Origin of the sequence: Pseudomonas sp. TH43 (assembly GCF_016650635.1) — a bacterium.
In the GTDB taxonomy this organism is placed as follows: Bacteria; Pseudomonadota; Gammaproteobacteria; order Pseudomonadales; family Pseudomonadaceae; genus Aquipseudomonas.
Genome location: NZ_JAEKFI010000001.1, coordinates 642,022 through 654,124, shown reverse-complemented (window position 1 = coordinate 654,124; position 12,103 = coordinate 642,022). Strand labels below are relative to the sequence as shown.

The 12,103-nt window shown below is 60.0% G+C and carries 9 protein-coding genes; all 9 read right to left on the bottom strand.

The genetic code is table 11. The features are described from left to right. Positions 1 to 43: 43 nt before the first annotated feature. Entirely contained in the window at positions 44 to 1,999 is a 1,956-nt protein-coding gene (locus JFT81_RS02855; protein WP_201226032.1) for an acetoacetate--CoA ligase, read from the bottom strand. 77 nt (positions 2,000 to 2,076) lie between these two features. Then, positions 2,077 to 2,850 carry a 3-hydroxybutyrate dehydrogenase gene (gene hbdH, locus JFT81_RS02850; protein ID WP_201226031.1) on the bottom strand — a complete coding sequence of 258 codons (774 nt, stop codon included), beginning with the start codon at positions 2,848 to 2,850 and terminating at the stop codon, positions 2,077 to 2,079. Between the two features lie 7 nt (positions 2,851 to 2,857). Continuing rightward, complete coding sequence (locus JFT81_RS02845; RefSeq protein ID WP_201226030.1) at positions 2,858 to 4,249, bottom strand: GntP family permease; 1,392 nt, start codon at positions 4,247 to 4,249, stop codon at positions 2,858 to 2,860. 287 nt (positions 4,250 to 4,536) lie between these two features. Further along, entirely contained in the window at positions 4,537 to 5,952 is a 1,416-nt protein-coding gene (locus tag JFT81_RS02840; protein ID WP_201226029.1) for a sigma 54-interacting transcriptional regulator, read from the bottom strand. Between the two features lie 141 nt (positions 5,953 to 6,093). Further along, positions 6,094 to 7,668 (bottom strand): ABC transporter ATP-binding protein, encoded by a 1,575-nt coding sequence (locus JFT81_RS02835; protein ID WP_201226028.1) that lies wholly within the window; start codon positions 7,666 to 7,668, stop codon positions 6,094 to 6,096. Positions 7,669 to 7,681: 13 nt separating this feature from the next. Further along, on the bottom strand, positions 7,682 to 8,704 hold the full coding sequence (locus tag JFT81_RS02830) for an ABC transporter permease (protein WP_201226027.1): 1,023 nt from the start codon (positions 8,702 to 8,704) through the stop codon (positions 7,682 to 7,684). Then, positions 8,704 to 9,765 carry a microcin C ABC transporter permease YejB gene (locus JFT81_RS02825; RefSeq protein WP_003225430.1) on the bottom strand — a complete coding sequence of 354 codons (1,062 nt, stop codon included), beginning with the start codon at positions 9,763 to 9,765 and terminating at the stop codon, positions 8,704 to 8,706. Before JFT81_RS02825 ends, JFT81_RS02830 begins: the two co-directional genes overlap by 1 nt. After that, complete coding sequence (locus JFT81_RS02820) at positions 9,765 to 11,633, bottom strand: extracellular solute-binding protein (protein WP_201226026.1); 1,869 nt, start codon at positions 11,631 to 11,633, stop codon at positions 9,765 to 9,767. The genes JFT81_RS02825 and JFT81_RS02820 overlap by 1 nt, the downstream gene beginning before the upstream one ends. Before the next feature lie 135 nt (positions 11,634 to 11,768). Next, positions 11,769 to 12,050, bottom strand: coding sequence for a peptidylprolyl isomerase (locus JFT81_RS02815; RefSeq protein WP_201148009.1), 282 nt, complete (start codon positions 12,048 to 12,050; stop codon positions 11,769 to 11,771). Positions 12,051 to 12,103: the final 53 nt, after the last annotated feature.

Sequence of the window (12,103 nt, the reverse complement as noted above, 5' to 3'; positions counted from 1 at the left end):
GTGGGCGCCCGGCTGCCGGCGCCCACAGGGAAAATCCGGGCGCTTACTCGGCCAATTCCGCTCGGTTGCGGAACTGCTCCAGCGCTTCAGGATTGGCCAGTGCATCGGTGTTTTTTACTCGCTCGCCATGCACGACATTGCGCACTGCCAGTTCGACGACCTTGCCGCTGATGGTCCGCGGGATGTCATTCACCGCGACGATCCGCGCCGGCACATGCCGTGGCGTGGTGTTGTCCCGAATGACCTGTCGAATCTGCTGTTGCAGCGCTTCATCCAGTTCGACATCGTCTTCGAGACGGACAAACAAAACCACGCGGACGTCATCTTGCCATTGCTGCCCGATGGCCACGCTGTCCAACACTTGCGGGACTTTTTCAACCTGGCGATAGATCTCCGCCGTACCGATGCGCACGCCGCCGGGGTTGAGCACGGCATCGGAGCGGCCGTGAATGAGCATCCCGCCGTGGGCCAGTTGTTCGGCGTAATCGCCTTGCGCCCAGACACCGGGAAACAGACTGAAATAGGATTGGCGCAACTTTGCGCCGTCCGCGTCGTTCCACAGGCCAATCGGCATCGCCGGGAAGTGCCGGGTACACACCAACTCACCTTTTTCGCCGATCACCGGCCGCCCGTCGTCATTCCACACTTCAACCGCCATGCCCAGGCTCTTGCCCATGATTTCACCGCGCCGTACCGGCAACAGCGGATTACCGTTGACGAAGCAGGACACGATGTCGGTACCACCAGACATCGAGCTGAGGCAGACGTCTGCCTTGAAGTCTCGGTAGACAAAATCGTAACTCTGCGGCGACAGCGCCGAGCCGGTGCAGAGCAACGTCTTGAGGCTGCTCAGGTCGTGCTCCGCGCGCGGTATGACGCCGCTGCTTTCAAGTGTCGCGAGGAACTTGGGACTGGTGCCGAACACGCTGATGCGCTCATCGTCGATCAACTCAAGCAGGCGCCGATTGCAAGGATGAAACGGTGAGCCGTCGTAAAACACCACCGCGCTGCCCACCGCCAGCGCCGAAACCAGCCAGTTCCACATCATCCAGCCGCACGTCGTGTAATAAAACAAGCGGTCGCCGGGGCCCAGATCGACGTGCAAGCCGTGTTCTTTCACATGCTGCAACAACACGCCGCCGGTGCTGTGAACGATGCATTTCGGCACACCGGTGGTGCCGCTGGAATACAGCACGTAGAGCGGGTGATCAAACGGTACCGGGATGAACCGCGGCTCGTCGCCGGGCTGATAAAAGTCGTTCCATAGCGTGACGTTGGCGCTGGTTCGGTAATCCTCGCTGCGCGCTTGTGCACGGGCGTAGGGGACGATGATCAACTGCTGCAGAGAGGGCAGTTGTTGGAGGATTTCATTGAGTTTGCCGGTCTGGTCAATCTCCTTGCCGGCATAGCGATAGCCGGCGCAGGTGATCAACACCTTCGGCTCGATCTGGCCGAAACGGTCAATCACGCCATGGGTGCCAAAGTCTGGCGACGAACAGGACCAGATAGCGCCGAGGCTGGTAGTCGAGAGCATCGCCACCAACGTTTGCCAAGTGTTGGGCATGCACGCTGCCACCCGATCGCCGAGGCCGACGCCGGCCGCTTGCAAACTGTTCTGGAAGCCGGCGACGTGTTGCGCCAGTTCGGCCCAGGTCAGTTGCTCGCGCTGGCCGTTTTCCGCGACGGCGACCACCGCTACGGCATCGTCGCGGCGGCGCAGCAGGTGTTCGGCAAAATTCAGGGTAGCGCCGGGAAACCATTCGGCGCTGGGCATTTGTAAGCCCTCGCGCAGCACGGCATCGGGTTGGCTGTGAAAGCGGATGTCGAATTGATCGACGATCGCCTGCCAGAAGGCTTCGCGCTGTTCGACGCTCCAGGTGTGGAGGTCGTCGTAACTGGCCAGGTCGAGCCCGTGGCGCTCGTTGATGGCGCGCCGGAAAGTGTCCAGGCGCGACTGGGCGATACGGTTGGCGTCGGGTTGCCAAAGGATGTCGGACATTGTTTGCCTCTTGTTTTATCTTCAGATCCAATCGCGTGGCTCGCTCGCGATGAACGATGGCGCGGACTGCCGGTGGACTACTGCGCCAACCACCCACCATCGATATTCCACGCCGCGCCCCGCACCTGGCTGCCAGCCTCGCTGCACAGGAACAACACCAGTTCACCCAAATGCTGCGGCGTGACGAATTCCAGCGACGGCTGTTTTTCTGCCAGCAAATCATGTTGCGCCTGCTGCGGATCGACGCCATTGGCCGCGCGATCATCGATCTGCTTCTGCACCAGCGGCGTCAACACCCAACCCGGACAGATCGCGTTGCAGGTCACGTTGCTGGTCGCGGTTTCCAGGCCGACCACTTTGGTCAAACCGATCACCCCGTGCTTGGCCGCCACGTAGGCAGCCTTGCCGGTCGAACCGACCTGCCCATGCACCGAGGCGATGTTGATGATCCGCCCCCAGCCCTTGCTGCGCATGCCCGGCAGGCTCAGACGAGTGCTGTGAAATACCGAGGAGAGGTTGATGGCGATGATCGAATCCCAACGCTCGACGGGGAACTCCTCCACGGCGGCGACATGTTGAATGCCGGCGTTGTTGACCAGAATGTCGACACCACCGAATTCACGCTCGGCGTAGGCGATCATCTCGGCGATTTGGGCCGGGTCGCTGACGTCGGCCGGGTGATGGCCGACCTTGCCGCCAAACTGGCTGACGTCGACGATGACTTTGGAGGCATCGCCGAAACCGTTGAGAATCACATTGGCGCCGGCCTTGGCCAGACTCAGCGCGATGCCGAGGCCGATGCCGCTGGTGGAACCGGTAACCAGTGCAGTCTTGCCTGAAAGAGTCGTCATCAATACCTCACACAATGCCAGTGGCGTAAAAAGTGCCGATCACTACGAAAACCGCCAGGGTCTTGATCAGCGTAATACAGAAAATGTCTTTATAGGCTTCGCGGTGCGTCAGGCCAGTGACCGCCAGCAGGGTGATAACGGCGCCGTTGTGCGGCAGGGTGTCCATGCCGCCACTGGCCATCGCGGCCACGCGGTGGAGGACTTCCAGCGGAATGTTGGTGGCGTGGGCGGCGCTGATGAACTGCTCGGACATCGCCGCCAGCGCAATGCTCATACCGCCCGAAGCCGAACCGGTGATACCGGCCAGCAAGGTCACGGTGATTGCTTCGTTGACCAACGGATTGGGGATCTGTTTAAGCCAGTCGGCCAGCACCAGAAAGCCCGGCAGCGAAGCGATCACCGCGCCGAAACCGTATTCCGAGGCTGTGTTCATCGCCGCCAGCAGCGCGCCGCTGACGGCGCTTTTACTGCCTTCTGCGAGTTTGCTGCGGATCGCTTTAAAGCCGAACGCCAACACCATCAGAATGCCGATCAGCAACGCCGCTTGAACGGCCCAGATCGCGGTCAATTTGGCGATTTCAGTGGTTACCGGTGTGGCCATGCCGGGCAACGCGAGGCTGTGGGTTTTGCCGTACCACTGCGGAATCCATTGAGTGAACAACAGGTTCATGACGCCCACCGCCAGCAACGGCGACAGGGCGATCCATGGGTTTGGCAGCTTGAGGTCTTCAGCAGTTTCCGGCTCGTTGCGCAGTTCGGTGCCATACCCTTCGCCGGCCCGTTGCGCCTTGTTGCGCTGACGCTGAAGGAACAGCATGCCGGCGCAGAACACGAAAATCGTGCCGATCACACCCAGCCACGGCGCCGCCCATGCAGTGGTGTTGAAGAAGGTACTGGGGATGATGTTCTGGATTTGCGGCGTACCGGGCAGGGCGTCCATGGTGAACGAAAACGCGCCGAGGGCGATGGTCGCGGGGATCAGGCGTTTAGGAATATTGCTCTGACGGAACATCTCCGCCGCAAACGGATACACCGCAAACACCACAACAAACAGTGACACGCCGCCGTAAGTGAGCAGGGCGCAGACCAGTACGATCACCAGCATCGCCTGGCGGGTGCCAAGCAGGCGAATGGCAGCAGCGACAATCGAACGCGAGAACCCCGACAGCTCGATCAACTTGCCGAACACGGCGCCGAGCAGGAACACCGGAAAATACAGTTTGATGAAACCGACCATTTTCTCCATGAACACCCCGGTGAACGCAGGGGCGACGGCAGAAGGGTCGGTGAGCAGGACAGCGCCGAGGGCGGCGATCGGGGCGAAAAGGATAACGCTGTAGCCACGGTAGGCGGCGAGCATCAGCAGCGCGAGGGCTGCCAAAGCAATGATCACACTCATGGTGTGTTCTCCAGGGATTGTTATTTTTGTGGTTGAAACGGGTCTGGGAGAGGGTAAAGCCAGATCTGTGCCAGATGCGTAAGCTGTTGATCTATAAGCTTTTAAATTGGATATATGAAGAGTTGTTCGATGGATTGTCTCCGTTTGGAGACTTTGTTGACAGATCAAGAGATCGCAGCCTCCGGCGCCCCCTGCATCGGCAACATGTGAACCCCTTGTAGGAGCTGCCGAAGGCTGCGATCTGTTGATCTCGAAATGGCCAATCTCAAATAAGAGATAAAGTCTCGTTATTGAGACTCTGCAATCCCCAACGCCAGCATTTTCTTGTACAGCGTCGAGCGCCCCAGCCCCAGTCGAGCCGCAGCCTCCGGTACCTTGCCCGCGCATTGCGCGAGGGTGGACTGAATCAGTTGTCGGTCAAAACGCTCGCGCGCCTGCGCAAATGTCTCGTTAGTCAGCGGCTCAAGCATCGGCGTCGGCGCACGCTCAACCGGCGTAAACGTACCGATGGCCGCCCCAATGTCCTGTTCACTGAGCATCAAGTCATCACTGAGCAGCGCCGCTCGCTCCAGCACGTTGCGCAGCTCGCGGATGTTCCCCGGCCACGCGTGCTGTCCGAGCAGTTCCAGCGCATCGCGGTGCAATTCATGCTGACTGCGCAGCTCTTCCAGAATGGCTTCGCTGAGTGCCGGCAGATCATCAAGGCGTTCACGCAATGGCGGCACCTGGATCGGCAGCACATTGAGGCGGTAGTACAAGTCGGCGCGGAACTCGCCACGCTTGATTGCCGCTTGCAAATCCGTGGAAGTGGCAGCGATCACCCGCACGTCACTCTGAATCACCTCATTGGAACCGACCGGTTCGAATTCCTTTTCTTGCAGCACCCGCAGCAGTTTGCTTTGCAGCGGCAGCGGCATGTCGCCGATCTCGTCGAGAAACAACGTGCCGCCCTGAGCGATCTGCAATTTGCCGGTGCGACCCTTGCGGTCAGCGCCGGTGAAGGCGCCGGGCGCCGTGCCGAAAAACTCTGCCTCCAGCAACGCCTCTGGAATCGCCGCACTATTGATGCTGACAAACGCCTTGTGCGCCCGAGGCGACGCGCTGTGAATCGCTTGGGCGAGCAACTCCTTGCCGGTGCCGGTTTCGCCGAGCAACAACACCGGTGACTCAGCACTGGCGCTGCGCCGGGCGCGGCGTTTGACTTCCAGGCTGGCCGCGCTGGTGCCGATGAAATGAGCGAAATTGTATTTAGTCTGCCGCGCGCGCAGCAGGGAGCGGGTCGAGGCCAGTTCTTCCTGCATGCTCAAGTAACGTTTGAGCATGGGCGACAATGTGCGCAACTCATCGAACAGGGCAAAACCAATGGCGCCAATCACGCTGCCGGCGTCGTCATGAATCGGCAGGCGCATCACCACCAGCGGCTCTTTTGGCGTGTCTTGCATGTCCAGCAAAATCGGCCGCCCCGTGCGTACGACGTCACGTAACAGACTGCCGGGAATCACGCTTTCGCAGGGCTTGCCGATGGCGCCTTCCGCCGATTGCAGACCAAAACGCCGCGCGTAACGCTCGTTCATCCAGACGATATTCGCGTCGCGATCAACAATGACCGTGCCTTCGCTCGACTGCTCAATGATCTCGAACAACGAACGGATCGCCAGCGTGCGAACGCGTTGGTAGTCCTTGAGGCTTTCGGTGGTGTTCATGACGGCAGATCCTGATTATGTGTTGCCAATGCCGGCCCCATCGCGAGCAGGCTCACTCCTGAATTTGGAATGCATTCCCTGTAGGCGCGAGCCTGCCCGCGATAGAGGCGACTCGATCCCAAGGCAGGCGCGAGAGGATGCTTACCCCGGATGCGCCGCCGCCAACAGCTCTTTAGTGTACGGATGCTGTGGCGTATCAAACACCTCATGGCTGGCACCGCGTTCGACCACTTTGCCGTCCTTGATCACGATCATGTCGTGGGCGAGGGCGCGCACCACTGCCAGGTCGTGGCTGATGAACAGGTAGGTCAGGCCGTGTTTTTCCTGAAGCTGGCGGAGCAGGGCCACCACTTGTTTCTGCACAGTGCGATCGAGTGCCGAGGTTGGCTCGTCGAGCAGAATCAGCGCCGGTTTCAGCACCAGTGCTCTGGCGATGGCAATGCGTTGACGCTGACCACCGGAGAACTCGTGGGGGTAGCGGTGGCGGCTCTGCGGGTCGAGGCCGACTTCCTCGAGCACGCGGATGACTTGCTCATCGCATTCCTCGGCGGTGGACTGGCAATGCACCTCCAGGCCCTCGCTGATGATCTGCGCCACTGACATCCGTGGGCTGAGGCTGCCGAAAGGATCCTGGAAAACCACCTGCATCTGTCGGCGCCATGGCCGCAGCTGTTTCTGATCCAGACCGTCGAGGGCCTGGCCCTGGAAGCGAATACTGCCTTCGGAGTCGAGCAAACGCAGGATCGCCTGCCCCAGTGTGGATTTGCCTGAGCCGGATTCGCCGACGATGCCCAGGGTCTTGCCACGCTGGATGTTCAGGCTGATGCCATCGACCGCGCGCAGGTACTGCTTGCGCTGAAACAGCCCGCCACCGACGACAAACTCGACCCGCAGATCATCAACCTCCAGCACGTTCTCGCGCTCGTCCCGGGGCAGGGCTTCGCCGTCCGGTTCGGCATTGAGCAAGACGCAGCTGTAAGGGTGCTTCGGCGCAGTAAACAGCGTTTCGCACGGCGCCTGTTCGACGATTTCTCCGGCCTTCATCACGCAGACCCGTTGGGCGATGCTGCGCACCAGATTGAGGTCATGGCTGATCAGCAGCAACGACATGCCGAGGCGTTGTTGCAGGGATCTGAGCAGCAGCAGGATCTTGCGCTGCACGGTGACATCGAGTGCAGTGGTCGGCTCATCGGCAATCAGCAATTCCGGTTCGCACGCGAGGGCCATGGCGATCATCACCCGTTGCCGCTGCCCGCCGGAGAGTTGATGCGGATAGGCTTTTAGCCGTTCTTCGGGTTTCTGGATGCCGACCAGTTCGAGCAGTTCGAGGATGCGCTGTTGCGCGGCTTTGCCGCCCATTCCACGGTGCACCAGCAGGGTTTCGCCGATCTGCTTTTCAATGGTGTGCAGCGGGTTGAGCGAGGTCATCGGCTCCTGAAAGATCATCGCGATACGGTTGCCGCGTAACTCGCGCAAGACCTTTGGGTCCGAGCCGACCAACTCCTGGCCGCGATAACGGATGCTGCCGGTGGTTTGCGCATCGCCCTCGGGAAGCAGTTGCAGGATCGAATGAGCCGTCACCGATTTGCCCGAGCCCGATTCGCCGACCAGCGCCAGGCACTCGCCGGGGCGAATGTCCAGGCACAGGTTGCGCACTGCGCTTTGGCCGTGGAAGGCGACGTTGAGGTCGCGGATTTCGATCAGGTTGTCCGTCATGTCATTAACCGCGTCAGGAGCGTGGATCAAAGGCATCGCGCAGTGCTTCGCCAATGAACACCAGCAGGGAAAGAATCAGCGCCAGGGTGAAGAACGCCGTCAACCCGAGCCACGGTGCTTGCAGGTTTTGTTTGCCCTGACCGATCAGCTCGCCCAGGGACGCGCTGCCGGCGGGCATGCCGAAGCCGAGGAAATCCAGCGCTGTCAGGGTGGAAATCGCCCCGGTCAGAATGAACGGCAGGTAGCTCAGCGTCGCGTTCATGGCGTTGGGCAGAATGTGCCGGACAATCACTTTGCGGTCGCTCAAACCCAGCGCCCGCGCGGCTTTGACGTATTCCAGGTTGCGGCCGCGCAAGAACTCGGCGCGCACCACGTCCACCAGAGCGAGCCACGAAAACAGCGCCATGATCCCGAGCAACCACCAGAAATTCGGTTCGACGAACCCCGAGAGAATGATCAGCAGGTAGAGCACCGGCAAGCCGCTCCAGACTTCCAGCAAGCGTTGTCCGATCAGGTCGACCCAGCCACCGTAATAACCTTGCAGGGCGCCGGCGGCGATGCCGATCAAGGCACTGACAAAGGTCAGCATCAACGCAAACAGAATCGACACCCGGGCGCCGAAAATCACCCGTGCCAATACATCCCGCGCCTGATCGTCGGTGCCCAGCCAATTGACCGATGACGGCGGGCTCGGGGCCGGTTGATTGAGGTCGTAGTTGGGTGTGTCGTCACTGAACGGAATCGGCGGGAACAACAGCCAGCCACCGTCCTTGCGGATCAGGTTCTGCACATAGTCGCTGCGGTAATCAGCCTGAAACGGCAATTGCCCGCCAAACTCCTGCTCGGTGTATCGCTTGAGCACCGGGAAATACCATTGGCCCTGATAGCTGACCACCCACGGCTTGTCGTTGGCGATCAGTTCGCCTCCGAGGCTTAGCAGAAACAGGCCGATAAACAGCCACAACGACCACCAGCCGCGGCGGTTTTTCTTGAAACGTTCGAAACGACGACGGCCCAGGGGCGAGAGCTTGAACATCAGGCGTTCCTCGCGGCGAAGTCGATGCGCGGATCGACCAGGGTGTAGCAAAGGTCACCGATCAGTTTTATCAAGAGTCCGAAGAGGGTGAAGATGAACAGCGAACCGAACACCACCGGGTAGTCCCGCGACACGGCCGCTTCGTAGCTCATGCGACCGAGGCCGTCGAGCGAGAAAATCACCTCAATGAGCAGGGACCCGGCAAAGAACACGCTGATGAATGCCTGTGGAATCCCCGATACCACCAGCAACATCGCGTTGCGAAACACATGCCCGTACAGCACGCGGCGCTCGCTCAGGCCTTTAGCCCTGGCGGTGACCACGTACTGGCGAGTTATTTCATTGAGGAACGAGTTTTTGGTAAGGATGGTCAAGGTAGCAAATCCGCCGATCACCAGCGCCGTCACGGGCAGCACCAAATGCCAGAAGTAATCGGCGATCTTGCCCAACGTCGACAACGATTCGAAGTTGTCCGACACCAAACCGCGCACCGGGAACCAGTTCAGGGATGTGCCACCGGCAAACACCACGATCAGGAACATCGCAAACAGAAACGCCGGCATGGCGTAGCCGATGATGATCGCGGTGCTGCTCCAGATATCGAAATGGCTGCCGTGGTGTACGGCTTTGCGGATGCCCAAGGGAATCGACACCAGATAAGTAATCAGCGTCGCCCAGAGCCCGAGGGAGATGGTTACCGGCATTTTTTCGAGGATCAGATCAGTGACCGTCGCACCGCGGAAAAAGCTTTTGCCGAAATCCAGCTGCGCGTAGTTCTTGAGCATCAGCCACAAACGTTCGTGCGCCGGTTTGTCGAAACCGTACTGTTTTTCGATGTCCTTGATCAGTTGCGGATCGAGGCCACGGCTGGCGCGCGAGGTGCTGCTCATGGTCTCGCTGGAACTGCCGCCGACACTGGCGCCGCCAATGCCTTGCAAATGGGCGATGGCCTGTTCGACCGGCCCGCCGGGCGCGGCCTGGATGATCACGAAATTGACCAGCAGGATGATTACCAGCGTCGGAATGATCAGCAGCAGACGCCGCAGTATGTAAGCCCACATCAGTGCGCGCCTCCAGGTCTGCCGCGAGCGATTTTTTCGGCAGTCATCTGTTGGTTGGTCAGCGGCGTGCTGCTGATCTCCCACCAGCTCTCGATGGCTTCATCGTTGCTCGCTTGTACCGCCGGTATGCCGAAACGGTTCCACCAGACCGTGGAAGTCCCCGGTGGGTAATAGTTGGGAATCCAGTAGAAGTTCCATTGCAGCACCCGATCCAGCGCATGCGCGTAATGCAGCATGTCGCTCTGGGTCGAGGCGCGGATCAAACCGTTGATCAAGGTATCGACCGCCGGATTTTTCAGCACCATGTAGTTGTTGGCACCGGGATCATTGGCCGAAATCGATCCGAAGTAGTTGAGCAGCTCACCGCCCGGAGACGTCGTGACGGGATAACCGGTGACGATCATGTCGTAGTCACGGCTCATGAGTCGATTGACGTATTGCGAGGAGTCGATGCGACGAATATTGAGGTCGATGCCGATCTGTTTCAGCGTGCGCTTGTAAGGCAACAGCAAACGATCCATGCCGTTCTGGCTGACCAGAAAGGTGAAACTCAGCGGCTTTCCGGCGGCGTTCACCAGTTGATCGCCATCGGGTTTCCAGCCGGCCTGCTCAAGCAGTGCGAGGGCCTGCAACTGCTTGTCGCGAATCAGGCCGCTGCCATCGGTTTTCGGGGCTTGGAAGACCTGAGTGAAGACCTCGTCGGGAACCTGTCCGCGCAAGGGTTCGAGGATTTTCAGCTCTGCCGCATCGGGAAGTTGCCGCGCCGCCAGCTCGGAGTTGGAAAAGTAGCTCTGCTGGCGGATGTACATGTTGCGCATCATCTGCCGGTTGCTCCACTCGAAATCCCAGAGCATGGCCAGCGCCTGTCGCACGCGGCGGTCCTGAAACACCGGTTGTTGCAGATTAAACACGAAGCCCTGCGCCGACTGCGGTGCCTCGGTGGCCAAGTGGGCCTTTTGCAGGCGCCCGTCACTCAGGGCCGGGCTGTCGTAACCGATGGAGTAGCCGGTGGCAGAGAACTCACGGTTGTAATCATAGGCGCCGCCGCGCAGCACCTGGCGGGCTACATCGGTGTCGCCGAAGTACTCGATGCTGAAATGGTCGAAGTTGTAGAGTCCGCGACTGACCGGCAGGTCCTTGCCCCACCAGTCGGGATTGCGTTCAAAGGTGATGCTGCGCCCGGAGTCGACCTTGCCGACACGATACGGGCCGCTGCTCAGCGGGGGTTCATAGCCGCCACCGCCGGCGAAATCACGGCTCTTCCACCAATGCTCGGGAAATACCGGCAGGGTGGCGATGTCCAGCGGCAAGGTGCGGTTTTCATTGCTTTTGAAATCGAAACGCACCGTCAGCGGTGCTTCCACTTCAACGCCTTTGACATCGGCGAACTGGGTGCGATAACGCAGGCTGCCCTGGGTCATCAACAGCTCATAGGTGTAACGCACGTCTTCGGCGGTAATCGGTTTGCCATCGGCGAAACGCGCTTTGGGGTTGATGAAGAACCGCAAGGACAAACCGTCCTCCGAGCGCTCCATCTGCTGTGCGACCAGGCCGTAGACGGTGTAAGGCTCGTCCATCGAACGCTGGGCCAAAGGGGAATAGAGCATGCCGTCGATCTGGGTGACGCCGATGCCTTTGTCGATGTACGGCAGCATGTGATCGAAGTGACCGATTTCGACCGCCGAGCGGCGCATTGTCCCGCCTTTCGGGGCCTGCGGATTGGTGTAGTCGAAGTGGCTGAAGCCGGCCGGGTATTTGGCGGGTTCGCCGTAGACGGTCAACGCATGTTGCGGTGCGGCGTTCACACCAGCGGCGCTCAACAGCAGAGCCACGGCAGTGAACATCAATGTGGAAAAAGCCAGTCGCATTGTCAGCCTTAAAGCCGGGTGATCGATATGCGCAATTTGTACGCGAGAGGCGCGTCAGTCGCCAGCCCAATCGTGTAACTCAAACACAACGGCCCACCAAAGGGCGGGCCGTTGCACAGCAAACCGGACGAGGGATCAGTCCTGACGGCTGGTGACTTCCAGCAGGTGATAACCGAACTGGGTTTTCACCGGGCCTTGCACGACGTTGATCGGCGCGCTGAAAACCACGGTGTCGAATTCCTTGACCATCTGGCCAGGACCGAACGAACCCAGGTCGCCGCCCTGACGGCTGGACGGGCAGGTGGAGTTGGCTTTGGCGACTTCAGCGAAGTCAGCGCCGCCTTCGATCTGGGACTTGAGTTCGTTGCACTTGTCTTCGCTTGCAACCAGGATGTGGCGGGCAGTGGCTTTAGCCATGAGGAAACTCTCCAATCTATTTCAGTAAAATGCGGAGCCTACCGGATTCAGTG